Annotated in this window: 29 protein-coding genes, 3 tRNA genes, 1 other RNA gene and 1 pseudogene; 21 read left to right on the forward strand and 13 right to left on the reverse strand. The window is 27.9% G+C overall.

All coding sequences use genetic code 11. The features are described from left to right. Both FGQ49_RS07840 and FGQ49_RS07845 read right to left on the reverse strand, forming a co-directional pair. The coding region (locus tag FGQ49_RS07840; RefSeq protein ID WP_138269318.1) for a hypothetical protein at positions 1-337 on the reverse strand (337 nt) is incomplete at its 3' end. A gap of 150 nt (positions 338-487) precedes the next feature. Then, the gene (locus tag FGQ49_RS07845; RefSeq protein WP_138269319.1) at positions 488-1,705 is read right to left on the reverse strand and encodes an argininosuccinate synthase; all 1,218 of its coding nucleotides are present in this window, start codon (positions 1,703-1,705) and stop codon (positions 488-490) included. Between the two features lie 220 nt (positions 1,706-1,925). Here FGQ49_RS07845 and ssrS point away from each other — a divergent pair. The 3 genes from ssrS to FGQ49_RS07860 all read left to right on the forward strand — a co-directional run bounded on the left by ssrS (position 1,926) and on the right by FGQ49_RS07860 (position 3,283). Next, a non-coding RNA gene (ssrS, locus tag FGQ49_RS07850) (6S RNA) lies at positions 1,926-2,091 on the forward strand. Between the two features lie 21 nt (positions 2,092-2,112). After that, positions 2,113-2,700 carry a sugar O-acetyltransferase gene (locus tag FGQ49_RS07855; protein ID WP_138269320.1) on the forward strand — a complete coding sequence of 196 codons (588 nt, stop codon included), beginning with the start codon at positions 2,113-2,115 and terminating at the stop codon, positions 2,698-2,700. A 70-nt stretch (positions 2,701-2,770) separates the two neighbouring features. Further along, on the forward strand, positions 2,771-3,283 hold the full coding sequence (locus FGQ49_RS07860; protein WP_138269321.1) for a ferritin: 513 nt from the start codon (positions 2,771-2,773) through the stop codon (positions 3,281-3,283). Positions 3,284-3,321: 38 nt separating this feature from the next. Here the strand turns inward: FGQ49_RS07860 and FGQ49_RS07865 are convergent, their stop codons facing one another. Beyond that, the gene (locus FGQ49_RS07865; RefSeq protein ID WP_138269322.1) at positions 3,322-3,537 is read right to left on the reverse strand and encodes a hypothetical protein; all 216 of its coding nucleotides are present in this window, start codon (positions 3,535-3,537) and stop codon (positions 3,322-3,324) included. A 243-nt stretch (positions 3,538-3,780) separates the two neighbouring features. On the opposite strand from FGQ49_RS07865, the gene FGQ49_RS07870 reads away from it, so the two are divergent. Next, positions 3,781-4,131, forward strand: coding sequence for a helix-turn-helix domain-containing protein (locus FGQ49_RS07870; protein WP_171020642.1), 351 nt, complete (start codon positions 3,781-3,783; stop codon positions 4,129-4,131). Positions 4,132-4,157: 26 nt separating this feature from the next. Here the strand turns inward: FGQ49_RS07870 and FGQ49_RS07875 are convergent, their stop codons facing one another. Continuing rightward, on the reverse strand, positions 4,158-5,036 hold the full coding sequence (locus FGQ49_RS07875) for a metallophosphoesterase (RefSeq protein WP_171020643.1): 879 nt from the start codon (positions 5,034-5,036) through the stop codon (positions 4,158-4,160). A gap of 143 nt (positions 5,037-5,179) precedes the next feature. On the opposite strand from FGQ49_RS07875, the gene FGQ49_RS07880 reads away from it, so the two are divergent. Continuing rightward, positions 5,180-5,968 carry an HAD-IIA family hydrolase gene (locus FGQ49_RS07880; protein WP_138269325.1) on the forward strand — a complete coding sequence of 263 codons (789 nt, stop codon included), beginning with the start codon at positions 5,180-5,182 and terminating at the stop codon, positions 5,966-5,968. A 43-nt stretch (positions 5,969-6,011) separates the two neighbouring features. Here FGQ49_RS07880 and FGQ49_RS07885 read toward each other — a convergent pair whose 3' ends face one another. Continuing rightward, complete coding sequence (locus FGQ49_RS07885) at positions 6,012-6,422, reverse strand: acyl-CoA thioesterase (protein ID WP_138269326.1); 411 nt, start codon at positions 6,420-6,422, stop codon at positions 6,012-6,014. 189 nt (positions 6,423-6,611) lie between these two features. Between FGQ49_RS07885 and FGQ49_RS07890 the strand changes: the two genes are divergently transcribed. From FGQ49_RS07890 to FGQ49_RS07910, 5 genes are all read left to right on the forward strand, one after another. Beyond that, positions 6,612-6,686: transfer RNA gene (locus tag FGQ49_RS07890), tRNA-Glu, on the forward strand. 18 nt (positions 6,687-6,704) lie between these two features. Further along, positions 6,705-6,781 (forward strand) — tRNA-Asp (locus tag FGQ49_RS07895). 8 nt (positions 6,782-6,789) lie between these two features. Next, a tRNA-Tyr gene (locus FGQ49_RS07900) sits at positions 6,790-6,874 on the forward strand. Positions 6,875-7,309: 435 nt separating this feature from the next. Next, a complete protein-coding gene (locus tag FGQ49_RS07905) occupies positions 7,310-8,578 on the forward strand; it encodes an SLC13 family permease (RefSeq protein WP_138269327.1) in 1,269 nt (422 codons plus the stop codon). Between the two features lie 21 nt (positions 8,579-8,599). Next, on the forward strand, positions 8,600-9,073 hold the full coding sequence (locus FGQ49_RS07910) for a hypothetical protein (RefSeq protein ID WP_138269328.1): 474 nt from the start codon (positions 8,600-8,602) through the stop codon (positions 9,071-9,073). A 30-nt stretch (positions 9,074-9,103) separates the two neighbouring features. Here the strand turns inward: FGQ49_RS07910 and FGQ49_RS07915 are convergent, their stop codons facing one another. Further along, positions 9,104-9,826, reverse strand: a complete 723-nt coding sequence (locus FGQ49_RS07915) for a TraX family protein (protein ID WP_138269329.1) — start codon at positions 9,824-9,826, stop codon at positions 9,104-9,106. A 71-nt stretch (positions 9,827-9,897) separates the two neighbouring features. Next, complete coding sequence (locus FGQ49_RS07920) at positions 9,898-10,158, reverse strand: stage V sporulation protein S (RefSeq protein ID WP_007049799.1); 261 nt, start codon at positions 10,156-10,158, stop codon at positions 9,898-9,900. Positions 10,159-10,482: 324 nt separating this feature from the next. Here FGQ49_RS07920 and FGQ49_RS07925 point away from each other — a divergent pair, with 324 nt between their 5' ends. From FGQ49_RS07925 to FGQ49_RS07940, 4 genes are read left to right on the forward strand one after another with little or no spacing between them, the layout of a single operon-like run. Continuing rightward, positions 10,483-11,055 (forward strand): 2-oxoacid:acceptor oxidoreductase family protein, encoded by a 573-nt coding sequence (locus FGQ49_RS07925; RefSeq protein ID WP_138269330.1) that lies wholly within the window; start codon positions 10,483-10,485, stop codon positions 11,053-11,055. A gap of 1 nt (position 11,056) precedes the next feature. After that, complete coding sequence (locus FGQ49_RS07930) at positions 11,057-11,356, forward strand: 4Fe-4S binding protein (protein WP_138269331.1); 300 nt, start codon at positions 11,057-11,059, stop codon at positions 11,354-11,356. Then, positions 11,356-12,537, forward strand: a complete 1,182-nt coding sequence (porA, locus tag FGQ49_RS07935; protein ID WP_138269332.1) for a pyruvate ferredoxin oxidoreductase — start codon at positions 11,356-11,358, stop codon at positions 12,535-12,537. The genes FGQ49_RS07930 and porA overlap by 1 nt, the downstream gene beginning before the upstream one ends. A gap of 10 nt (positions 12,538-12,547) precedes the next feature. After that, positions 12,548-13,483, forward strand: coding sequence for a thiamine pyrophosphate-dependent enzyme (locus FGQ49_RS07940; protein ID WP_138269333.1), 936 nt, complete (start codon positions 12,548-12,550; stop codon positions 13,481-13,483). A gap of 73 nt (positions 13,484-13,556) precedes the next feature. On the opposite strand, the gene FGQ49_RS07945 is transcribed toward FGQ49_RS07940, so the two are convergent. Then, positions 13,557-14,339 (reverse strand): TIGR00282 family metallophosphoesterase, encoded by a 783-nt coding sequence (locus FGQ49_RS07945; protein ID WP_138269334.1) that lies wholly within the window; start codon positions 14,337-14,339, stop codon positions 13,557-13,559. A 15-nt stretch (positions 14,340-14,354) separates the two neighbouring features. Further along, complete coding sequence (gene rny, locus FGQ49_RS07950) at positions 14,355-15,902, reverse strand: ribonuclease Y (protein ID WP_138269335.1); 1,548 nt, start codon at positions 15,900-15,902, stop codon at positions 14,355-14,357. Positions 15,903-16,256: 354 nt separating this feature from the next. Between rny and mscL the strand changes: the two genes are divergently transcribed. Continuing rightward, positions 16,257-16,667: a large conductance mechanosensitive channel protein MscL gene (gene mscL, locus FGQ49_RS07955; RefSeq protein WP_138269336.1), complete on the forward strand. Its 411-nt coding sequence runs from the start codon at positions 16,257-16,259 to the stop codon at positions 16,665-16,667. A 53-nt stretch (positions 16,668-16,720) separates the two neighbouring features. Continuing rightward, positions 16,721-17,343: pseudogene (catA, locus tag FGQ49_RS07960) on the forward strand (type A chloramphenicol O-acetyltransferase). A 52-nt stretch (positions 17,344-17,395) separates the two neighbouring features. On the opposite strand, the gene FGQ49_RS07965 reads toward catA, so the two are convergent. The 4 genes from FGQ49_RS07965 to FGQ49_RS07980 form a co-directional block, all read right to left on the reverse strand. Continuing rightward, positions 17,396-18,550, reverse strand: coding sequence for a DUF3048 domain-containing protein (locus tag FGQ49_RS07965; RefSeq protein WP_138269337.1), 1,155 nt, complete (start codon positions 18,548-18,550; stop codon positions 17,396-17,398). Between the two features lie 296 nt (positions 18,551-18,846). Beyond that, positions 18,847-19,494: an ABC-2 transporter permease gene (locus FGQ49_RS07970; RefSeq protein ID WP_138269338.1), complete on the reverse strand. Its 648-nt coding sequence runs from the start codon at positions 19,492-19,494 to the stop codon at positions 18,847-18,849. Continuing rightward, positions 19,491-20,354, reverse strand: a complete 864-nt coding sequence (locus tag FGQ49_RS07975; protein WP_138269339.1) for an ABC transporter ATP-binding protein — start codon at positions 20,352-20,354, stop codon at positions 19,491-19,493. The genes FGQ49_RS07970 and FGQ49_RS07975 overlap by 4 nt, the downstream gene beginning before the upstream one ends. Positions 20,355-20,357: 3 nt before the next feature. Next, complete coding sequence (locus FGQ49_RS07980) at positions 20,358-20,732, reverse strand: GntR family transcriptional regulator (RefSeq protein ID WP_138269340.1); 375 nt, start codon at positions 20,730-20,732, stop codon at positions 20,358-20,360. Between the two features lie 167 nt (positions 20,733-20,899). Between FGQ49_RS07980 and FGQ49_RS07985 the strand changes: the two genes are divergently transcribed. From FGQ49_RS07985 to csn2-St, 5 genes are all read left to right on the forward strand, one after another. After that, entirely contained in the window at positions 20,900-21,469 is a 570-nt protein-coding gene (locus FGQ49_RS07985) for a xanthine phosphoribosyltransferase (protein ID WP_138269341.1), read from the forward strand. 157 nt (positions 21,470-21,626) lie between these two features. Then, positions 21,627-24,932 carry a type II CRISPR RNA-guided endonuclease Cas9 gene (gene cas9, locus FGQ49_RS07990; protein WP_138269342.1) on the forward strand — a complete coding sequence of 1,102 codons (3,306 nt, stop codon included), beginning with the start codon at positions 21,627-21,629 and terminating at the stop codon, positions 24,930-24,932. Positions 24,933-25,063: 131 nt separating this feature from the next. After that, the gene (gene cas1, locus FGQ49_RS07995; protein WP_138269343.1) at positions 25,064-25,975 is read left to right on the forward strand and encodes a type II CRISPR-associated endonuclease Cas1; all 912 of its coding nucleotides are present in this window, start codon (positions 25,064-25,066) and stop codon (positions 25,973-25,975) included. Positions 25,976-25,979: 4 nt separating this feature from the next. Continuing rightward, the gene (gene cas2 / locus FGQ49_RS08000) at positions 25,980-26,288 is read left to right on the forward strand and encodes a CRISPR-associated endonuclease Cas2 (protein ID WP_243112237.1); all 309 of its coding nucleotides are present in this window, start codon (positions 25,980-25,982) and stop codon (positions 26,286-26,288) included. Continuing rightward, positions 26,285-26,678: CRISPR-associated protein Csn2-St (gene csn2-St / locus FGQ49_RS08005; RefSeq protein ID WP_138269345.1), on the forward strand; the 394-nt coding region annotated here is incomplete at its 3' end. The genes cas2 and csn2-St, both read left to right, overlap by 4 nt.

Consider the following 26,678-nt stretch of genomic DNA (forward strand, 5'->3'; position numbering starts at 1 on the left):
CTTTATAAATGGTTTTGTTATTTTCATCAAATTTTAAATGATTTTTAGCTTCCTCTTCCTTTATATCTTCTATTTCATTTAAAATATCTATATCTAAATCTTCAATCAAATCATAATTGGCAAGTTTTATCTTTTCTTCTATATATTTTCTATTTGACTTATCAACCATATCTCCCAAAATTCTAAGCATTATTCCTCTTTTATCATCTGTATAAACATACCCAATAAAACGTTCTTCAATATCATGAATTCCCATTTTTAAAAGAAATTTATCGGCATTATTTACCGATACAAATTTTCCGTCAATATCTCTGTAACTACAATCTCTAATTTTCATTAAAAAATAACCTCAAATAATTTTATATATACATGATAATATTTTTTTAATAATTTTAAATATAAAACTTAACTTTGACTACAAAAAACCTCTCTCTTATTTAAGAGAGAGGTCTATAGGATGAAAGATAAAAACTAAATGTAAAATAAACTATTTATCTTCGTTTTTCTTTTTCATAAAAGCTCTGATTTTTAATGGAAGTCCATAAAGTTTAATAAATCCTGCTGCATCATTATGGTCATATAATTCACCTGTTTCAAATGAAGCAATTTCTTCATTGTATAATGAATATGGACTTTCAATACCTTTTGTAATCATATTACCTTTATATAATCTTAGAGAAACTTTACCTGTAACAGTTTCTTGTGTTTTATCAACAAAAGCATCTAATGCTTCTCTAAGTGGAGAGAACCACATTCCTGAATATACAAGATCAGCATATTTAACTGCTACTGTTCTCTTATATGCTTGAGTTTCTCTATCTAAAGCAAGTTGTTCAAGTTCATTGTGAGCATAATATAAAATTGTTCCGCCCGGAGTTTCATATATACCTCTTGACTTCATACCTACAACCCTGTTTTCAACCATATCTACAACACCAATACCATGTTTTCCGCCAAGTTCGTTTAATTTTGCAAGGAGGCTAACACCATCCATTTCTTCTCCGTTTAATTTAACAGGAATACCTTTTTCAAATTCAATTTCAATTTCTTCTGCTTCATCTGGAGCATCTTCTACATATGTTGTTTTTTGAAGAAGGTTTCTGTAATCAGGCATGTTTGCAGGATCTTCGAGTTCCAATCCTTCATGAGATAAATGCCAAATATTCATATCTCTTGAATAACTTTCTTCTGCTGACATATTAAGTTTAATATCATGTTTAATACAGTAATCAAGAGCATCTTGTCTTGATTTAATACTCCAAAGTCTCCAAGGAGCAATGATTTTAATATCAGGAGCTAAAGCCATAATTGTAAGTTCAAAACGAACTTGATCGTTTCCTTTACCTGTAGCACCATGACAAATACAATTTGCACCAAGTTCTCTTGCTTTATCAACCAAAATCTTAGAAATTAATGGTCTTGCAATAGATGTACCAAGTAAATATTTGTTTTCATAAACTCCGCCTGATTTTAACATTGGGAAAATATAATCATTTACAAGTTCTTCAGTTGCGTCAATTATATCAATACTATCTGCACCATATTCAATGGCTCTTTTTGCTAAATCTTCTTTTTCATTTGGATCTACTTGTCCAACATCAACACATACTGCATGAACTTCACAATCATAATTATTTTTAAGCCAAGGAACTATTGTTGAAGTATCTAGTCCACCTGAATAAGCTAATACTATTTTATCTTTCATTATATATATACCTCCAAAATAAATCACTAATTTAAAATACTGACTAATTATACATAAAAATGTATAATTAGTCAACAATAAAAGGAAAATTTTTTATATTTTTTTATTTTTATACATTTTTATTAAAAATTTTGCATATTATATTCACTCGTTTTCCAAATTTTGATATACACAAAATATCTTTTAGGTTGATATTTTTATAATTTAATCATATAATATATATGACCTTAAAATTATGCTATTATTTTGAACCTACACTTTTACACAGGGATATCGGGTCTTTAAGTAGATGTCAAGCCTCTATAAGTGGACGGCAGAAGCGGTAAGCAGATAACCCACCTATCATTTTTGATAGGATCAAAATCTTGGCAATTTTAGGGTCTTTTTTATTTTAAGGGGTACAAAATATGGATTTAATGGAAATATTAACAAATAAACAAGGTTATAATTCAAACCATTCAAATGAACTTGCAAAAATTCAACAAAAAGCTAAAATGTTATGTTTTGAATATAATAATACTTCTCCAATAGAAGAAGACAAAAGAAAAGAAATTCTAAAAAATTTACTTGGAACATATAATCCTCTTGTTTTTATAGAGCCTTCTTTTCACTGTGATTATGGATTCAATATACATATGCATGGGCTAGCTGTAATAAACTATAACTGTGTAATACTTGATACCTCTCCTGTAAATATTGGTAAAAATGCATTTATTGCTCCGGGTGTATGTATTGCATGTTCAGGTCATGCAATAGATAAAACCCAAAGAGCAAAAGGAGTTGGAACATCCAAACCTATAACAATAGAAGATGATGTATGGATAGGTGCAAATTCTACAATTTGTGCAGGTGTAACTATAGGACAAGGAAGTGTAATTGCTGCGGGAAGTGTAGTAAATAAAAATATACCAAAAGGTGTTGTTGTCGGAGGAGTGCCTTGCAAGGTAATCAGAGAAATAACAAAAGATGATGTAATAGAAAATATTATTTTTTAAATAAAACACTTGACTTTTGAAATTAGAATGATTATAATTTAGCTACAAACAAAAAAAGGAGATAAGAACAATGTTAGATAAAAAAGTTGCTGAATTATTAAACGATCAAATAAATAAAGAATTATACTCTGCTTATATCTATTTAGATATGGCAAACTTCTATGCTGATTACGGTTTAGATGGATTTGAAAACTGGTTTTATATCCAAGCTCAAGAAGAAAGAGATCATGCAATGATGATCAGAGAATATTTAAAAGATAACGGTCATAAAATCACAAGTGAAGCCATTGAAAAACCTGAATACACATATGAAAAACCAATGGATCCACTTGTAAAAACATTACAACATGAAAAAATCGTAACAGGTTTAATAAATAATATATATGATGCTGCATACGAAATCAAAGATTACAGAACAATGAAGTTCTTAGATTGGTTTGTATCAGAACAAATGGAAGAAGAAAAAAGCGCTGAAGATAATATAAGAAAATTTGAATTATTTGGTCATGATGCTAAAGGGTTATACTCTCTTGACCAAGAATTTCTAGGTAGAACATATTCAGCTCCAACAACTGCTGAATAATAAAAGAAGCACCATAAGGTGCTTTTTTTTATATGTATTTATATATGTAACGCTAAATCTAAATATCTTTTCTTTATTTTAAGCTGCTTCGCTCTAAATTTAAAATATCTTTTATACATATTTACTAATTTGTCATTTATAACTTGATTTTCATTCTTTTTTAGTTCAACCCTTATATTTAAATACATATTATCCCCTATTCTTTCAAACATTTTTACCATATAAAACATAACAAATAATTTCATCTTTTTCATTTCTTTTACCTCTTTTCTTTTTTCTTGACATTATTATATATTTTCTAAACATCAAAATTTGTCGAAAAATACAACTATAAAGGTTAATTTTATTAAAAATAGTATATTTTAAAATAATGGCTAATTAATTGTATAACGTTGTATTTATAATATAAATTTTGTATAATACTATCATAACAACCAAAAGTATTAATTTAATTATATATGTTAAATAGCACTAATAATTACATAAAGGATTTTAAAATGAAACTAAATTATACACATATTGGACAAACAATAAAAAGTTATAGAAAAAATAAACATATTACACAAAAAGAATTATCTAAGTTAATAAATAAATCCGTTACTCATATAAGTAAAATAGAACAAGGTCAAAGCAAAGCATCTCTTCAAACTATAGTTGACATTGCAAATACACTTGAAATAACCGTAGATGAAATTTTAAAAGGAAGTATAATAAAAACAGCTCAAAACGAAATGATAAAAGAATATGAAGAAATATTTAAAAACTGCACATTTGCAGAACAAAAATTTTTAATAGAAAATTTAAAATTTGCCAAATATCAATTAAAAGAATTAAACAATACAAAATAAAAAAGACTTAATATATTAAGTCTTTTTTATTCACTTCTTAAAGTTATTAAATTCATTTCAAAAGGGTTAAATATTCTAAAATTAACAGTGTCATTTCCGAGTCCGGCACTTACAATCATATTTGTATCATTAATTGTATATAATCCATGGTAATATTTTGGAAACCATTCTTGATCAGGAGATAAAAGTCCACCTTTAAAAGGTATTCTTATTATTCCCCCATGAACATGTCCGGATAAAATCAAATCGACACCGCTTTTTTCGTATACTTCAAAATAAATAGGATTATGAGTTAATAAAATATTATATTTATTATTTTCAAATGTTTCTTTATTTATAGTCTTTGAAAAATTATCTTCAGTATATTCTATATTTGATTCTTTTAAAGCTGCCTTTGTAGAATAATATACTAAATCTACATTAAGCCCGTACATATTTATATATGATGAACCTTTTTGAAGTTTTATCTTGGTATTTTTTACAACTTTAACATCAAGCTCTTTTAGTGAAGATATAAATTCATCATAAACACCAACATTATTATATTCAACAAGCTGTTCATGATTTCCATCTATATAATAAACAGGATAATCTTTTGATATTTTTTTTACCAAATTTATAAAAACATGACCATCATCCTCTGTGGAATTCATCATATCTCCCGTACAAACTATAATATCAGGATCGATTTTATAAATTTTATTTATAAGTTTTATATTATTTTCTCCAAATTCTCTCGAATGCAAGTCAGAAAGCTGAAGAATTTTATATCCATCAAAATTACTGTCTATCTTATTTGAAACAATTTCATTCTTTTGAACTATAAATAAAGAGGTATTTTCAAAATATAAATATACAAAAAGTATAAGAACAATCAATAGAGTAACTATTTTAAATTTTCTCAAAATAAAACCTCCATATATAGTGTATTGTTTATTATATCACAATATGTTTTTTAACCAAAAGGAAAATAGTGTTTTTAATAAATAAATTTATATGATATAATTAGCATACATAATTTACGTACATAATTTTTATAGAGGTGCATATGAAAAAAGAAGATTTAAAAGATATAAAACTTTTCGTTATGGATATGGACGGAACAATCTACTTAAGTTCAACTCTTATAGAAGGTTCTCTTGACTTTATTGAACATTTAAGAAAGAACAATAAAGGTGTTTTATTTTTCACAAACAATTCTTCAAGAACAGGAGAAACTTATGTAGAAAGACTTAACAATATGGGATTTAATGTTACCGATAAAGATGTTATGACATCAGGAGACGTAACAATAAAATATCTAAATACAAAATATAAAGATAAAAAAGTATACTTAGTTGCTACACCTAAAGTAACAAAGAGTTTTAAAGATGCAGGAATTAATCTTGTTGAGGAAGATCCAGACATAGTAGTTATGACTTTCGATACTACTTTAACTTATGAGAAACTCGATAAAGCATGCCATTATATAAGAAACGGAGCTTTATTCCTTGCAACACATCTTGACATAAACTGTCCTACAATAAACGGTTTTATGCCTGACTGCGGTGCTATGTGCGAGCTTATAACAAAATCTACAGAGAAAAAACCTAAATATCTTGGAAAACCATTTAAAGAAACTGTAGATATGATAGTTGAAAGTACCGGATATAAAAGAGAAGAAATTGCATTTATAGGTGATAGAATTTATACTGACGTTGCAACCGGAGTAAATAATGGAGCAAAAGGAATCCTTGTTCTAAGTGGAGAAACAAAAAAAGAAGATATACCTAAGTTTGATACTACCCCAGACTTAATATTTGATAAAGCGTATGATATGATTCCATATATAAAATAAAAAAACGTTTGATATCATTTTGTATTATGATATCAAACGTTTTTTATTCTTCTATGGCATTTAAAAACATTTCATGAAATTCCTCAGAAACCTTTTTTAAATTAATAATTTTATTATTCATTAAAAAACAGTGTTTGCTGCTTCCAGTATTAACAACTTCTCCTGTTTCTTTATTTGTAAGAGTATATTCAAGTTCAAGTCTAATACCGTTGTATTTCTTTATTTTAACATTTACCAAAACCACATCATCAAAATAAACCATATTCTTATATTCACTGCTTACACTAAGAACAGGAGAAATTATCCCCTTTTCTTCCATTTTTTTATAACTTATTCCAAGTTCGTTCATAAAATATATCCTTGCACTTTCATACCATCTTATATAATTTGAATGATGAATAATACCCATTTGATCTGTTTCATAATATTCAGCTTTATGTTCGTAAACTTTCATTTTTACCTCTTTGTTTATAAAATAAATTACATTTATATTCTATCATAAAACATTAAATAAAGGATTATTTTTTAATTTTATGGTAATAAATTTATATAAATAAAAATATGAAAAAAATTTCATAAAAAATGAAAAAAAAAGCTTGCATTTAATAACTTTTCATGTATAATATAAAAGGACTGTTAATAAGGCCCCTTGGTCAAGCGGTTAAGACGTCGCCCTTTCACGGCGAAAACAGGAGTTCGATTCTCCTAGGGGTCACCAAAGTCTTTTTAATTTTACGGCTCGGTAGTTCAGCTGGTTAGAATGCTAGCCTGTCACGCTAGAGGTCGAGGGTTCGAGTCCCTTCCGAGTCGCCATTTTACATGGGGGAGTGCCCGAGTGGCTAAAGGGGGCGGACTGTAAATCCGTTGGCTCAGCCTACAATGGTTCGAATCCATTCTCCCCCACCATCCTCATAATTGATAATTAAAAGTGTACGATGTACACTTTTTTTTTAATTTTAAAATTTTCATAAAAACAGATGTATAATTTTAAAATATTATTAATATGTTTTTTTATTAAATTATTATCTAATTGATCAAATAATGATAACCTCAAAATTAAAATGTCTCATAACCTTATACATAATATATTTTTCTAATAATAAGAAATATTGTTGCAATTAGAATAAATATTAACTATAGTGTTTAATCTAAAGAATTATTTTTTATATGCAAATAAAAACAAAAGATTTCATCATTAAAATTTCAGTTATAAATTATTTTTATTAAACCCAACATTTTTTATTATATATAATATGAAAATAAATCATTGCTATAAAAAAATTTTTAATATATAATATACAAGTTTATTGAATATAAAAATTATTTATAGGCAGGTAAAATATGACAACACAGCAAATTATTTCAATAGTAATCTTTTTAATTACAATGACAGCAATTATGACAGAAAAAGTACATCGTACTGTTGCAGCAATTACAGGTGCAATACTTCTCATTGTTACACATATTTTAACAATAGAAACAAGCATAGCTTATGTAGATATAAATACGGTCGGTGTATTAGTTGGCATGATGCTTTTTGTCGCAGTGGTAAAAAATTCAGGTATATTTGAATACATAGCAATAAAATCAGCGAAAATTGCAAAAGGAAAACCGGTAAATATAATGATTATATTCATTTTAATAACTACTATTTTGTCAGCATTTTTAGACAACGTAACTACCGTTCTTTTAATTGGTCCAATGACAATAGCAATAACAAGAATATTAAAAATCAATCCGGTACCATTCCTTATTACTCAGATTATGGCATCTAACATAGGCGGTACAGCAACACTAATCGGGGACCCTCCAAACATAATGATTGGAAGTGCCGCAAATTTAGGTTTTACAGATTTTATATTAAATACAGGTATTCCTGTAATATTCATTATTATTACAGCAATAATATATTTTCTTATACTTTATAAAAAACAACTCGCTGTTGATGAAGAAAATATACTTAAGGTAATGGAAATGGATGAAAACAAGGCCATAAAGGATAAATCTTTAATGATAAAAAGTATTATTCTTATTGTTCTTGTTGTAATTGGATTTGTTTTCCATTCCAATCTTCAAATGGAGTCTTGTGTAATTGCACTTCTTGCTGCTATAATTATGTTACTTATAGGAAAACAAGATGCGGAAGAAATAATCCTTGGAGTAGAATGGTCAACAATACTTTTCTTTATTGGGCTTTTTATAGTAGTAGGAGGTCTTGAAGAAACCGGAGTTATTGGGCAATTGGCTAATTTACTGGTATCTGCTACAAGCGGAAATATGGTTTTAACCATGATAATAATAGTTTGGGCTTCTGCAATCATTTCATCATTCCTCGATAATATACCTTTTGTTGCAACTTTAATACCATTAATTCTAACAATGCAGCAAACAGGAAATATTGACGTAACACCACTATGGTGGGCATTGTCTTTAGGTGCTTGTCTTGGAGGAAACGGAACATTAATCGGAGCTTCCGCAAACGTTGTATTATCTAGCATAAGCAATAAAAACGGTTATCCTATAACATTTAAACATTATTTTAAAATAGGATTCCCTTTAATGATCATATCAATAATAATATCATCAATATATTTATTAATAAGATTCTAATAAACAGAAAGGAGATATAATATGAATAGGAATTCGGTAAGCGGAGATATAATAGACTTTAGTCTAAAACAGCTTGGAGCAAAAATAAGCAAGTTCAACAGTCAAATGCATTTGGTCGAATTTGATATAAATGAAAAATGCATAGTTTCTTATATCTTTACTATTACAAAAGAAGATAAATTTTATCTACAAAGACTAAAACCATATCCATTATGGGAAGAAAAATATGCGAACGTTGATGAAATAGTTAAATTTATAGAAAGAGATATCGCAAAATTTAAAAATGCAGCAAACAGCAATAATTTCGATAAATTTATAGAAATTGCACAAAGCAGCGTTTTTATTTCACAGTATTTGGAAAACTTATTTTTAAACTATAATATAGATAGAGAAATGCTTGATAATATTGAAGTAGGCATTAAAGAGATAATGGAAGTAATTCAAATGCATAATTCTGAAGAAGCTTATGAAAAAATAGAAGTAAAACTTAAATAGAAATAAAAAAGACAGTATATACTGTCTTTTTTAATATATAGAAATACCCATAAAAAATCTAAAAAAGGCAAGTAAAGTCAAATGAATAGGATAAAACAAATAAAAAAGATATTTTATATTTAATTTTCCTTTTAATCCATTATACATATTAATAATAAAAAGAGAAAAAACACTTATGCAAAAAAAGTTTTTTGAACTATAAATAAGTAAAACTCCTGACAATAAAAACATCATTGATTTATCATTTCTAAATAAATAAAATATTGCTATTAATAAAATACCGATATAATCATAATCCAGACAAAGATAGTAACTAAAAATACAAAAAACAAATACTATTATCCCCTGTTTGAACATTTCTCCGCTGTTTTTACTTAAAGCTCCAAGCATCAATACCGCAAGAGCAAATTCAAACAAAACATTTTGATATCCCAAATAAAAAAATGAATTATGAAATGCTAAATCAAAAGGAATTTCAGAAATAAAAGCAAATATTAATATTCTTATAAAATATCTCTTTATGCTCTTTGTATGTAAAAACCCTTCAACAATAAAATAACAAAACAAAGGGAAAGATATTCTTCCTATAAATCTTAAAGCATAATCAATATTAAACCAAAATAGAGCATCTCTTCCCCAAAATACACTAAAATTTAATATGCCATTTTCTATTAAAACCCCTCCAATATGATCTATAAGCATTAATATTAAAGCAATAATTTTAATCTGATTTGAATTCAAGCAATCTTTCATTGTTATCACCTTAATAAATAATACCACAAAAATAAAGATATCAATAAAAAAAAGCACTACAGAGTAGTGCTTTATCTGCTTTTGACTATTAACTTAATTCCCGTTCTGTCACTGCCGTTGATTTCAACTTCCGTAAATGCAGGAATACAAACAAGATCATGTCCCCCCGGAGCAACATATCCTCTGGCAATGGCTATAGCTTTTATCGCTTGGTTTAATGCTCCTGCTCCAATTGCCTGAACCTCTGCCTGATCACTTTCTCTGATTACTCCTGCAAGCGCCCCCGCAACAGAATTAGGGTTTGAGCCGGATGATACTTTCAATACTTCCATAATGTTTCCTCCTATAATATAAGTTATAAATAAGTTAATTTCTTCATTAATTAATATGTAATAAAACTTGTATTATTCCCATAATTAATGAATTTTATAATGACTTTCTTTAAATATTACTATGAAAATCTAAAATCATAATATCATAACTATTTATAGAACTTTTGTGCTTTTTGTCGAAGAAATTAATATAAAAAGAATAATAAATTTCAATAATTTTCTAAATATTTTTATTATTTCGGAAATTATTGTTTGTAATTTTCAGAAAATTCTGATATAATATGCGGGTATACTTTAATTTACTATATATAAAGGAGATAAAATATGAATAACTGTGTAGAAATAAGATGGCACGGAAGAGGCGGTCAAGGAGCAAAAACTGCAGCTTTGTTACTTGCCGATGTTGCCTTCCAAACAGGAAAATATGTACAAGGTTTCCCTGAATACGGACCAGAACGTATGGGAGCACCAATAACTGCATATAACCGTATAAGCGATACTCCTGTAAGAGTGCATTCAAATATATATACACCACAATTCGTGGTAGTTGTAGACGAAAGTTTACTTGACAGCGTTGATGTAACAAAAGGACTTAAAGAAGACGGTGCTATAGTAATAAATACAACAAAAGATAAAGAAGAAATAAAACACCTTCTAAATGATTATAAAGGCGGTATCTATACAATAGACGCAAAAAAAGTTTCAATGTCTTGTCTTGGAAAATACTTTCCAAACTCTCCAATGCTTGCAGCAATAGTTAAAGTATCAAAAATAATGGATGAAGATTTATTTTTAAAAGAAATGAAAGCATCTTTTGAACATAAATTCGCAAACAAACATGAAGTTGTAAGCGGAAACATGAAAGCTCTTAAAATGGCATTAAGGGAGGTAAGATAATATGGCTGATATAAAAAAATTAAGTAAAAAACCCGCATGGCACGAACTTACAACAGCAATGACAATAGATGAAGGCGGTACTTCTAAATTATTTAATACAGGAGAATGGACAAGTGTAAAACCTAAAGTAATCGAAGAAGAATGCAGACAATGTCTTTTATGTGCACAAGCTTGTCCCGACAGTGCAATACCAATTGCCCATAATCACAGAGTAGCAGTTGATATAAATCACTGTAAAGGTTGTGGAGTATGCGTAAAAATTTGCCCATTTGGTGCAATAAAAATGGAAGGAGTAAAATAATGACAAAAAAAGACAGATTATCAGGAAACGAAGCGGCTGCATATGCCCTAAAACAAATTAATCCGGATGTATTCCCTGCATTCCCAATTACTCCATCTACAGAAATACCTCAATATTTTGCATCATTTGTAGCTAATGGAAAAGTTAATACAGAATTTATAACAGTTGAAAGTGAACATTCTTCTATGAGTGCAGCAGTAGGAGCGGAAGCTGCCGGAGCAAGAAGCGTTACGGCAACATCATCTTGCGGACTTGCTTATATGTGGGAAGAGTTATATGTTGCAGCATCAGACAGACTTCCTATTTTACTTACACTTGTAAACAGAGCCTTATCAGGACCTATAAACATAAACTGTGACCACTCCGACAGCATGGGAGCAAGAGATTCAGGCTGGATTCAAATATATTCTGAAAATAATCAAGAAGCATACGACAATATAATTCAAGCCTACCCTATTGCAGAAAATAAAGATGTATTACTTCCTATAATGATTTGTCAAGACGGATTTATAACATCACACGCAGTTGAAAATATAGAACTTTTAGACGATAAAGACGTTAAAGATTTTGTAGGCGAATATGAACCTGAAAATTATCTTTTAAATCCTAAAAAATCTTTTGCAATTGGAGCTTATTCAGTAACTGATTATTATATGGAAGCAAAAGTTGCACAAGCAAATGCAATGAAAAATGCAAAACAAGTTATACTTGACATTGCAGAAAAGTTTGAAAAAATTTCAGGAAGAAAATACGGACTTTTTGAAGAATATAAATTAGATGATGCTGATTATGCAGTAGTAATCATTGGTTCTGCAGCAGGAACAACAAAAGATACAATAGATAAAATGAGAAAAGAGGGCAAAAAAGTGGGACTTTTAAAAGTAAGAGTATTCAGACCTTTCCCTGGAGAAGAAATTGCACAGGCTCTTAAAGACGTAAAAGCCGTTGCAATAATGGATAGAGCTGAAAGCTTTAGTTCTCAAGGAGGTCCTCTTGGAAGCGAAGTTATGTCTTCTCTTTATAAAGCAAATAATAATTGCAAAGCAGTAAACTATATTTATGGTCTTGGAGGAAGAGACGTTACTGTAGACGATATGGAAAATGTATTTAACGAACTTGAAAATATACATAAATCTAATGAAAAATACGACACATACAGATTTATGGGTGTAAGAGAATAGAGGTGGCAGTATGAGTTATAATTTTAAAGAAATAATGAGCAGACCTGAACGTTTAGCACCGGGACACAGAATGTGTGCAGGATGTGGAGGAACAATTACAGTAAGAAACGTACTAAGAGGGTTAAAACCTGAAGATAAAGCCGTAATAGGAAATGCCACCAGCTGTATGGAAGTATCAACATTTATATATCCTTATACATCTTGGAAAGACAGTTATATACATAACGCTTTTGAAAACGCAGCTGCAACTATAAGCGGTGTTGAAGGTGCATATAAGGCATTAAAAAGAAAAGGAAAACTTAAAAAAGATCCAAATTTTAAATTTATTGTATTCGGTGGAGATGGAGGTACATACGATATAGGACTTCAATCTCTATCAGGAGCAGTTGAACGTAACCATGACTTTACTTACGTTTGCTATGATAACGGTGCTTATATGAACACCGGTATCCAACGTTCTTCAGCTACTCCAATGTACGCCGATACAACAACAACACCTGTTGGTAAAAAAAGTAACGGAAAACTTCAAAACAGAAAAGACCTTACAGAAATAATGGTTGCACATAATGCTCCATATGTTGCACAAACAACATTTGTACAAAACTTTAGAGATTTACATTTAAAAGCCGAAAAAGCAATATATACAAAAGGTGCAACATTCCTAAATGTAATGTCTCCTTGTCCAAGAGGTTGGAGATATAATACTTCTGATATTATTGAAATATGCAACTTAGCAGTAGAAACATGTTACTGGCCACTATTTGAAGTAATAAACGGAGAATGGATACTTAACTATGAACCAAAGAAAAAACTTCCTATTGAAGATTTTTTAAGACCACAAGGAAGATTTAAACATCTATTCAAAAAAGGAAACGAAGATTTAATTGAACAATTCCAAAAAGAAGTAGATAAGCGCTGGGAAAACCTTTTAAAAAAATGCAAATAACAACCATAATAAAAAGTACAGACTATAAATAAAGTCTGTACTTTTTTATAAAAAAAACGGCATAGTTGCCGTTTTAATCATATATTTTATAAATTCTTTCTACATTTGTGCATTTAAAAGTCGTATCATCAAAAGTAAACACGGCTCCATTTATCTGTCTTTTTCCCATTGCAAGAGCATATTTACCCGTTGGTCTTTGCGCTCTAAATTTCTTCACAATAAATTCTCTGTCTACACCTATAACCCCGTCAACACTTCCGCACATTCCAACATCTGTTATATAACCCGTCCCATTTTCTAAAACCATATTATCGGCAGTTTGAACATGAGTATGGGTTCCATATACACCGGAAAATCTTCCATCAACAAAATATCCCATTGCAATTTTCTCACTTGTTGCTTCCGCATGAAAATCAAGCATTATAATATCGCATATATTTTTTATTTCTTCATATATTTTATCTGCAACATCAAAAGGATTATCAAGAGGATTTAAATAAGTAGTTCCAGATAAATTTACAACCCCTACCCTCACTTTTCCAACTCTATACACTTCATATCCTCTTCCAGGGCAAGGAGAAGGATAATTTGCAGGTCTTATCATTCTATCTTCTTCTTGAATAAAATTATATACATCTTTATTATCCCAAATGTGATTTCCCGATGTTATAACATCAATACCACAACTTCTAAGTTCGTTATATACTTTTCTTGTTATTCCTTTTCCGTTAGCCGAATTTTCTCCGTTTGCAATTACAAAATCCGCTTTATATTCTGCTTTAATATCAGAAAGCTCATCAACGATGAGCTTTCTTCCATATTTAGCGAATATATCACCAAATACTAAAATCTTCAATTTTTACCTCTTTAACTATTTTGCATATTCTGTTGCTCTTGTTTCTCTTATTATGCTTACTTTGATATGACCTGGATATTCAAGATCATTTTCAACCATATTTGCTATTTCTTTTGCAACATGAACCATTTGTAAATCATCTACTTGTTCTGGTTTAACCATAACTCTGATTTCTCTTCCGGCTTGGATTGCATAAGATTTATCAACGCCTTCAAAAGAATTTGCAATTTGTTCTAATTTTTCAAGACGTTTTGTATAGCTTTCAAGTGTTTCTCTTCTTGCTCCCGGTCTTGCCGCAGAAATAGCATCGGCAGCTTGAACCAATACGGCTTCAACAGTTGCCGGTTCAACATCACCATGATGAGCTTCAACAGCATGAATAACTTCTTTGTTTTCTTTATATTTCTTTAATAAATCAACACCTATAGAAACATGGCTTCCTTCAACTTCATGGTCAATTGCTTTACCTATATCATGAAGCATACCTGCTCTTCTTGCAAGTTTTGCATTTGCACCAAGTTCATCTGCCATAATTCCCGCTAAGTTTGCAACTTCAATAGAATGTTTTAATACATTTTGTCCGTAACTTGTACGATAATGAAGTCTACCTATAAGTTTTGTTAAATCAGGATGAAGTTTCATAACGTTTGTATCAAATAACGCTTGTTCACCCATTTCTCTGATTTTTGTATCAATTTCTTTTTCTGCTTTTTTAATTGTTTCTTCAATTCTTGCAGGATGAATTCTTCCATCAACAATAAGTCTTTCAAGAGAAATTCTTGCAATTTCTCTTCTTACAGGATCAAATCCTGAAAGAATAACAGCTTCAGGAGTATCATCAATAATCAAATCAATACCTGTTAATGTTTCAATTGTTCTTATGTTTCTTCCTTCTCTACCGATTATTCTACCTTTCATTTCATCGTTAGGTAAGTTAACAACAGAAACAGTAGTTTCCGCAACATGATCGGCAGCACATCTTTGAATTGCATAAGATACAATTTCCATAGCCTTTTTATCAGCTTGTTCCTTTGCTTCTAATTCCTTATTTTTAATAAGTAATGCGGTCTCTCTGGAAATTTGCTTTTCAACATCAGAAAGAAGTAATTGTCTGGCTTCTTCAAATGTTAGTTTTGAAATCTTTTCAAGCTCTTTAATTTGTTCTTGATGAGTTTTTTCAAGTTTATCTTCTTTTTTTAGAAGCTCTTCATTTTTCTTTATTAAAGAAGCTTCTTTGTGATCTAAAGCATCGCTTCTTTTGTCAGCCATTTCTTCTCTTTGAAGAACTCTTTTTTCAACAAGTTGAAGTTCTTCTCTTCTGGCTCTTGCTTCTTTGTCAAATTCAGTTTTTAAATTAAGCACTTCGTCTTTTGCTTCAATAAGCTTTTCTTTTTTTATTCTTTCGCCTTCTTTTAAAGCATCTTCGACCATCTTATTGGCAGTTTGTTCGGCATTTCTAAGTTTACCTTCGCCAGATGTCTGCTTATAATATCCACCGATGAAAAAGCAAATTATCCCAATAACAGCTGCTATAATTAGCACTACTGGAAGTGATAATTCCATTTTCTCCTCCTTATTTTAAATTAATAAATAAAAATATTTAATTTTAAGTATGTAACGAAAATGAACCAAACAAAACAATACTATGTTTCTGGTATTAGAGTTAAAAATATATAAAAATATAAAATTTTAAATATATATAAATACTAAAAAAGTTTAGTTTATTATCGTAATTTAAACATACTACCTACTAATTTTAATGTTTTTTCACTATTAAGTCAACAAAAAAATAAAAAGGTTTTTATAAAATTCATAATATTTTTTACAATTTTTTACTATTAAAATATTATTATGATTTTATATTTTAATAAAACACAAAATGCGGTATAATGTTTAGCACAAAAAGGAGGTAATTTTATGAAACAATTCCTTAATGAATTTAAAGAGTTTGCTTTAAGAGGGAATGTAATGGATTTAGCAGTCGGTGTTATAATCGGGGGTGCTTTTCAAGCAATAATAAACTCTCTTGTTAAAGATATAATCTCTCCTATTATAGGATTATTTGCCAGAACAGATTTTTCTGACATGGTTATAACGGTACTTGATGTTCAAATTAGATATGGTTCTTTTATAACTGCCGTAATAAACTTTTTAATAATGGCATTTATTATCTTTGTTATGGTAAAAATGCTAAATAAATTAGCATCAATCGGGAAAAAACAAAAAGAAGATGAAGCACCAAAAACAAAAAAATGCCCTTATTGCTTAAGTGAAATCCCGGTAGAAGCCACAAAATGCGCACATTGTACTTCTGATTTAACAGAATAAATTTTATAAAATAACCCTAAAAAATTTATTAAATTTAAAACTAAGGAGTTAAAATGCATTTAAAAAAAATAAATACAAATAATTGGGATAGAAAAGAATATTTTGTACATTATTTTTCTAATATTCCTTGCACATATAGTATGACTATAAAATTAGATATTACAAAATAAAATCAAAAAAAATAAAATTATATCCAACTATGCTTTACTATATAACAAATATTGTAAATAAACATGATGAATTTAAAACAACATTTAATGAAAATAATGAGCTAGGAATTTATGATGAAATGATACCTTGCTATACAATATTTCATAAAGATACAAAAACTTTTTCAAATATTTGGACAAGGTATACATCAAATATTAATGATTTTTATGCTGAATATGAAAATGACTTAAAACAATATGGAAACAAAAAAGAATTAAATGCAAAACCCAATACTCCAAGTAACATATTTAATGTATCAATAATACCTTGGACAACTTTTGAAAGTTTTAATTTAAACCTTCAAAAAGGTTATACATATTTATCCCCTATTTTTACATTAGGTAAATACTACAAAGAAAATGATAAATTCTTAATTCCATTATCTATACAAGTTCACCATGCAGTATGTGACGGATTTCATGTATGTCAATTTTTAAATGAATTACAGGATTTAATTAACAAATAAAAATATACATAAATCCTTTCAAACAATAAAAAAAGAGCTGAACGCTCTTTTTTTATTTTGCAGCTTGAGTATCAGATACATATATTTCTCTTGTTTGTACATCTTCTTTATTTAACTCAAAATCGGTTTTATCTTTTTGTATAACACCAATATAACTTTTTCCTTCATATACAGGAAGTTCATTTCCTTCAAGAGTAGTAATCTTTAAATCACCCTCTTCACTGTCTTTTGACCACTTAATTTCTTGAACTCTACCGTTTGAAAGATAATATCCGCTTCCGCCTTTCCAGTCAACTTCTTTTAATTCTGCAACACCAAGCATACCAATTTCAGTTTCTAATATAAACACATTTGTAAATTCCAATTGTTTATTTGTTTTCCCATCAATTTGATCTTTTCCGCTATGTTTCTTTTTATATGTTTTACTTTCACTGTCAAATGTAAAAGTAGAATAATATTCATTAGAGAAATTTAATGTAGCTTTGTTGCAAGCAGTAAGTTTAGTTGTTTCAATAACTTCTTTAGCTTCTTCCTCTTCTTTTCCACCAAATAATTTTTCAAAAAATCCGGGTTCTTCCTCAACAACTTCCTCTTTGACAATAGGTTCAAAAGCAAAAATAGGTTTATCTTTTTCTTCTTTTAAATCAGTCCTTATGTTTTCTTTATTTAAAACTTCAGGAATATTGCCACCTTTCAAATATCCGGTATGCTCTAATGCATAACCACTATTTAATCTGTCTTGATCTCTGTCAAATAAATCAGTTCCATAAGTCATTCCGTCAAATCTATCTATACCTAAACTATTTAAGGTATTTGTAGCATAATCATTTCCACCCCAGTGAATATATATGCTGTCAAAACTATTAGCAAATATAGGGAAATAATATCTACAGCTTCTTATAGGACAAACACTTGGTACTTTAGTATAGTCACCATAAATTGCCATAAGTCTTGTTATATTTCCTTCTACAGGAATTTCAAAAATAATATCTGCATCCCCTATTCCATATTGCGGCAAAGCTTCCTTATGATTGTTTACCATTATGGCAATAGGTCGTTTTCCAACTGCTTCTTTTGATATGCCTTCAAGTCCTGTAAGTGGATTAACATCTACTTTAACTTCGGCAGTCTCTTCTTTTCCACATCCATAAAATGTTCCAAGAACTAAAAATATGCATGTTATAATTGCAATAAGTTTCTTATTCATAATATCCACCCCCTATATACAAAAAATTTTATCATAAAACTTCTTGTTATGCAAACTTTTACATATTTTATATACTTACTATATAATTCTTATTTATATAATTTACATTAAATAAGAAACTTATGTATTAACTTAAAAAAATTAGCTAAAAAAGCATTAATAAGAAACAGATAAAATAGCATTAAATAAAATAATTAAGAAATATTATATTTTTTGTAATACATAATTTAAACCCCAAAATAAATATATAAGTTAAATATTAAAAATATAAAAAACTGCCCTAAATGAGCAGTTTTTTATGAATGTCTCCTTTTATATATTTTCAAAGAAGCAAAATAACTTATTATCATTAATACAATACCTGCTATTAATCCTATTGAAAGAATCATATGAACATTATTCATTATATAAGATATATAATCAACTCTCCAAGAAGTTGCACCATAAAATCCTGCAATCATCATAATAAGAAGTATATATAAAACAACACCTTTCTTATTTCCAAGAAGTACAAATATAAAGAAACTTATAGCATTAAATATAAGTCCTACCCCAATGGAAAACAAGAATACACTTAAAGCAGAAGATAAGGAAATGCTTTTATAAATATCTACATATACATAACATACAATTAAATTTAAAATAAAGCATAAACCAAGCATTATAAATCCGGTCAAATACTTTGAAAAGATTATTTCTTTTTTGGTCATTGGATAAGTAAGCTGTATTTTATCAAAATCAGTTTTTTCATCTTCTTCAACAGTTACTTGAAACAAAGAAGAACCAAGCATAGGAAGTGTTATACCACAAAAAAGTAAAAAACCAAAATTTGATCTCATAAAAAGCATAAGCGCAACAATAAATAAAAAAGCAAATATAAAACTAATTAAATTCTTTTTTATTCCAAATCCTAAATAAAAATCTTTAAATATTATTCCTTTCATTGTACCTTTTCTCCTTTAATGTAAAATAACATAACATCTTCAACACTTGCATTTTCTATAATCAAATCCTTATAAATATTCATAAGCTCCATTCTGTTTTTAACCAAAACTTTATACGAAAAGGCTTCTTTTCTATAAAAAACAATATCATCAGGGCTTAAACTATCAAAGAAATCTTTTTTGCATGAAAGAACACCGTAATTATCATGTATGTCTTCATATTCCTTAATAAACTGTAATCTTCCTTCGTGTATAAAGGCTATATAATCTGATATTTTATCAAGATCACTTGTAATATGAGAAGAAATTAATATGCTGTTTTCTTCATTTTCCGTATAACTTCTAAGTAACTCCAAAATTTCATCTCTAAATACAGGGTCAAGCCCACTTGTGGATTCATCAAGAATTAAAAATTTAGGATTATGAGAAAGTGCCAAAGCAAATTCAAGTTTCATTTTCATTCCTTTTGAGAATTTCTTTATTTTCTTATTAACAGGTAGATCAAAATTTTCAAGTAAAGAATAATATTTTTCATTATCCCAATTTTTATATATCTTTGAAAGCATCTTACCTATTAATTTAGCATTCATATATTCGCTATAATGACTTTTATCAAAAATTACCGCAATATCTTCTTTTATATCTTTTTCATGTTCATTAATATTTTTATTAAATATTTTCACTTCACCTTTTTCAGGTTCATTAATATTTAAAATCGAATTTATAAAAGTAGACTTCCCTGCACCGTTTTCCCCTATTAAACCAACAACACTCCCTTTAGGTATTTTTAGAGAAATATCATCAAGTTTAAAATCCTTATATTCTTTTGTAAGATTGTTTACCTCAAGTACATATTCCATAACTTAACCCTCCTTAAAAAACATATCAATAAGTTTTAAAAGCTGTTCTTTTTTAATATCATTTTCCTTTGATATATCTACAACTTCTTCAATCATGCTTTCAACTTTTCTTAAATTTTCTTCTCTGATAAAATCATTATTTTGAGCTGAAACAAACGTACCTCTCCCAACGCTTGATTCTATAAATCCATCTCTTTGCAAATCTTCATATACTCTTTGAGATGTTATTACACTTATATGAAGTTCTTTTGCAAGTTTTCTCATAGAAGGAAGAGAATCTCCCGGTTTTAACTCTCCTTTAATAATCATTGCTTTTATCTGAGATGTTATTTGTTCATATATTGGTTTATTACTATTATTACTTAAAATAATTTCCACAAAATCATCTCCTTTAAATTGTACTTATCTTATGAGTACATTATATATAATAATATATATATTGTCAATATATAATAAGTACAATTTTATTTTATTAATAACATTCTTGAAAAAAATATAAACATAATGTATTATTTAAGTCATAAAAATCCTGAAAGGCAGTAAACATGGAATTATTAAAAAATAGAATATTAAAAGATGCAACAGTTAAAGAAGGAAACGTACTAAAAGTAGACAGTTTCTTAAATCACCAAATGGACATAAATCTAATAAACGAAATAGGTAAAGAATTTAAAAGAAGATTTAAAGACAAAAAAATAACAAAAATACTTACAATAGAAGCATCAGGAATAGGTATTGCCTGTATTACCGCACAGTATTTTGGAGTAGATGTAGTATTTGCCAAAAAAGCTCAAAGTATTAATATAGACGGAGAAGTATATCATTCAAAAGTAAAATCATTTACCCACAATAAGATCTATGATGTTATACTTTCAAAGAAATTTTTAGATAAAGATGACCACGTACTTATAATAGACGATTTTCTTGCAAATGGCTGCGCACTTCTTGGACTTATTCAAATTGTAAAAGAAGCAGGAGCAACAATAGAAGGTGCAGGCATAGTAATTGAAAAAGGAATGCAGGAAGGTGGAAAAATTATTAGAGAAAAGGGAATCAACCTTGAATCTCTTGCAATAATCGATTCTATGGATAACGGTGAGATAGTATTTAGATAAAAACACGTAATAACGTGTTTTTTTATTATAAAATTTTTTATAATTGGGAAATATTTCCCTATCTTACCAAATAGCATAAAAAAATATTGTCATATTCTACGATAAACTAAAATATATGATATACTTAAAATAATGAATATTAACGGGAGGTATGTAAATGGGTATTAAATTGGGCTTAGATATCGGTACATCATCTGTGGGCGTTGCAGTTATTGATGATGATTATAATGTAATTGAAGCTGTATCTGATATTTTTACAGAAGCCGATGCAAGCAAGAATGTTGAAAGAAGAGGTTTTAGACAAACAAAAAGACTTATACGAAGAAGACAAAATAGAATAAGTGATTTTAAAGGATTATGGGAAAAATATAATCTTGAAATTCCAAAAGAAAAAATAAACAATCAACTTATTTTAAAAAATAAAGGATTAAACGAAAAACTAACACAAAATGAAATTTATTACGTTCTTTTACATTCTTTAAAACACAGAGGTATTACTTATCTAGATGATGCTATAGATGAAACAAGTAAAAGTAAATCTGATTATCAAAAGGGTATTGAAATAAATCAAAATGAACTAAAAAACAAATTCCCTTGTCAAATTCAATTAGAAAGATTAAATACTCTTGGTAAATATAGAGGAGAAACAATTGTAAAAGAAAATGATGAAACAATTACATTTAGCAATATCTTTACAAAATCATCTTATAGAAAAGAAAATGAAGAATTCCTAAATAAACAAAGTGAATTTCATGATTTTATTACAAAAGCATTTATTGATGATTATTTAACAATATTTGACAGAAAAAGAGAATATTATGTAGGTCCCGGAAATGAAAAATCAAGAACGGATTACGGAAGATACACAACAAAAAAAGATGAAAATGGAAACTATATTACAGAAGAAAATATATTTGAAAAACTAATTGGAAAATGTAGTGTATATGAAAATGAAAGAAGAGCAGCAGGGGCATCTTATACAGCACAAGAATTTAACATATTAAATGACCTAAATAATATTACAATAGGAAATAGAAAATTAACAAAAGAAGAAAAAATCGAAATTATTAATACTGTTAAAACATCAAAAACAGTGAATATGCTAAAAATAATAGCTAAAGTTACTAATGAAGATATTAAAACCATGTTTGGTTCAAGAGAAGATAAAAACGGTAAACCTGATTTTCATAAATTTGAACAATATAACAAATTAAGAAGAACACTTGAAGAGCATGATATAGATATTAATGATTTTTCTATTGAAACATTAGATAAATTAGCCGAAATTCTAACAATAAATACAGAAAAAGATGGAATTTTAAATGCAATAAAAAATTCTAATTTAAATTTTAGTGACGAATTAATAGAAATATTAATTGCTTTTAGAAAGAAAAACTCTTCTCTTTTCTCAAAATGGCAATCTTTATCTTTAAAAATCATGAAAGAATTAATTCCGCAAATGTACGAAGAACCTAAAAATCAAATGGAACTTCTTACTGAAATGGGATTTTTCAAAAAAAATAGTGAAAAATTTAAAGAATATAACAAAATACCTAAGGAAGAAATAACAAAAGAAATATATAATCCTGTAGTAAAAAAATCTATATCAATAACAATTGATGCTATAAATGCCGTAATAAAAAAATATGGATATCCTGACGAAATTGTCATTGAAATGCCAAGAGATAGAAACAGCGAGGAAGAAAAGAAAAATATTCAAAAAATGCAAAAAGCAAATGAAAATGAAATGAAGAAGATAAAGGAAAGATTATTTAAAGAGTATAATATTGATCTTCAAGACAAACATTTTCATAACCATAAAAACCTTGCATTAAAATTAAAGCTTTGGAATGAACAAGACGGAAGATGTATGTACAGCGGCGAATACATAAATATAGAAGACTTAATATATGATTATTCTAAATTTGAAATTGACCATATAATTCCAAAATCAATATCATTTGACGACAGCAGAAGCAATAAAGTATTGGTATACAGAAGAGAAAACCAACTAAAAGGAAACACTACACCTTATATGTATCTAAAAGATATAGACAGAAAATGGAATTTTGATGAATTCATGAGTTATGCTCTTGATTTAAAAGATAGAAATCTTATAAATAAGAATAAACTTAAAAATCTTTTATTTACAGAAGATATTACAAAAATTGAAGTTTTAAAAGGATTTATACAAAGAAACATCAATGATACAAGATATGCTTCAAGAGTAGTTCTAAATTCTTTACAAAACTATTTCAAATCAAAAAACAAAGACACAAAAATAAGTGTAATAAGAGGAAGCTTCACTCATCAAATGAGAGATAAGTTAAAACTTAAAAAAGACAGAGATGAGAGTTATTCTCATCATGCAGTGGATGCAATGCTTATTTGTTATTCAAAAATGGGATATAATGCATACCATAAATTCCAAGAAAACTTTATTGACTTTGAGCATAATGAAATAAAAGATAAAATGCAATGGATTGCCGGAATAAAAGATGAAAAATTAGACGATATAATGTATGAAAAGAAATGGAATATAATAAGAAATAACATCTTAAAAGCAGAAAAAGAAGTTAAATTCTGGCATAAAGTGGATAAAAAAGCAAACAGAGGTTTATGTAATCAAACAATAAGAGGAACAAGAAACTACGATGAAAAAACATATAAAATAAACAAAATCAATATCCTTACAGATGATGGATTTAAAACATTTAAAACGAAAATACAAAAAGGAAAAGAAAGTGATTTCTTAATGTACAGAAATGACAAAAAAACTTTTGATATTTTATTAAAAATATTTAACGAATATAAAGACTGTAAGAATCCTTTTGTTGAATATGAAAAAGAAACGGGAGATTATATAAGAAAATATTCAAAAAAAGGAAATGGAGCAAGAATACAAATTTTAAAATATCTTGATGGAGAAGTTGGTTCTTGTATTGATGTTTCCCATAAATACGGTCATAAAAAAGGAAGCAAAAAAGTTATCCTTGAAAGCTTAAATCCATACAGAACAGATGTTTATTATAACGAAGAAAAGAAAGAATATTATTTAATCGGAGTAAAATATGCCGATTGTAGATGTATAGACGGGAAATATTTTATAGATAAAGAAAAATACAATATTGCTTTAAGAAACGAAAAAATAATAAAAGAAAATCAAAGCATGGAAGATTTAAAAGCTCTTGGATGGAAATATAAATTTTCACTATATAAAAACGATTTTATCGAATACGAAAAAGATGGAGAAATCTTTACTGAAAGATTCCTTTCAAGAACCATGCCAAGAAAAAAAAATTATATAGAAACAAAACCAACTTTCGCACCTAAGTTTGACAAACCACAAAAACAAATTGGATTAAGCAAAACAAAGATGATAAAAAAAATAAGAGTGGATATTCTTGGAAACAGATATTATGCAAAAGACGAAGATTTCACTTTGGATATTGACATTTATTAAAAATGAATATATAATGTTATTGTAGATTTTTACAATAACTCAATTTATTCAGATCTACTAAAATAAGGCTTTATGCCGAACTCAAGGACGTCTTCGGACGTCCTTTTTTATTATATTTTAAGGAGAAAACAATGGCATTTAGAGTGCTTTTAATAGAAAACGAAGTAAATATAAAATTAAACTTAGATAATCTCGTAATAACAAAAGAAGGGAAAGACATATGGGTTCCTATAAGAGACTTATCAATGATAGTATTAGATAATTTAAAAACAAACCTAACATCAAGGATGTTATGTGCTCTTGCAAAAAATAATGTTGGAATAATAATATGCGACCAAGAACATCTACCTATAGGATTTTATTCCTCCTTTGACAATCACAGCAGAATATCAAAAACAATAAAATATCAAACTGAAAAAGATGAAAATTTTTATGCTCTTCTTTGGGAAAAGATAGTTAAAGAAAAAATAAAAAATCAAATAAGAGTTTTAAAGATATTAGATAAAAGCGAAGATATTCAAAATAAAATGAATGAATTCATAAAACAAATGCAGCATAACGATGAAAACAACAGGGAAGCTCACAGCGCAAAAATATATTTTAATGAACTTATGGAATGTTCATTTTCAAGAAGAAATGATGATATCTTATTAAATTCGGGGCTTAACTATGGATATACCATAATAAGGTCCTTTTTAGCAAGAGTATGCGTTGGATATGGACTTAATACTCAGCTTGGAATACATCATAAAAACGAATATAACAGATTTAATTTCGTTGACGACATAATAGAGCCAATTAGACCATTTATAGATTATTTTGCATATAATCTTTTAAAAGAAGAAAAATATTTCACCCCTAATCATAGGAGAGAACTAATAAACTTTTTAAATCATAAAGTTTTATATAACAACAAAAAAATGTATATATGCAACATGCTTGAAGAATATGTATACAATATAGCCGGATATTTTGAAGGAAGAAAGGAAGAAATAATCTTTCCAAATGTTGAAGATTATATTGGAAAAGAAAATGAGGTATAAAGTAATGAAACTTTTATGTATGTTTGACTTACCCACTCAAACATCAAGAGAAAGAAAAGATTATAGATTATTTAGAAAAGAATTAATAAAAGAAGGTTTTATAATGCTGCAGTATTCTGTATACATGAGAACATGTCCTGACAGAGATTATAAAATAAGAATGGAAAAGAGAATAGAAAAAATAATACCTAAAAAAGGCAATATCAGGCTTGTAGCAATAACCGAAAAACAGTATGAAGATATGAAAATATTAATAGGAAGCAAAAACGAAACGGAAAAGGTAATAGGAAGTGAGAGGATGATAGTACTTTGAAAGTTCAAATATGTAATAGAGAAAAAGAATATATTATAAATTTAATGCAAATAACCCAGCTATGCGGAGTAAACTTTTATATTAAAGATTTTATAATAAACTCCATATATAAATACTTTTCAAATGGTAAATATATGGAATATGAAAAAAATATGGAAGAAAATATTAAAATAGAAGATGAAAAATTAGGAAGGAATTACTTCGATATAATAAGAATAAAAGGTAAAGAAGACTTAATAAATATTCTAAAAATAACTAAAACCGGACTAATTAATAAATATATAAATGATAAAATGCAAAATATAAATTTTCAAAGACAGTTAAACATTATAGATAATGCCCTTGAAGAAATATATATAAAATTAAACCAAAACGAATTTAAAAACATTA

This window comes from Anaerofustis stercorihominis (assembly GCF_005844425.1).
Lineage (GTDB): Bacteria > Bacillota > Clostridia > Eubacteriales > Anaerofustaceae > Anaerofustis > Anaerofustis butyriciformans.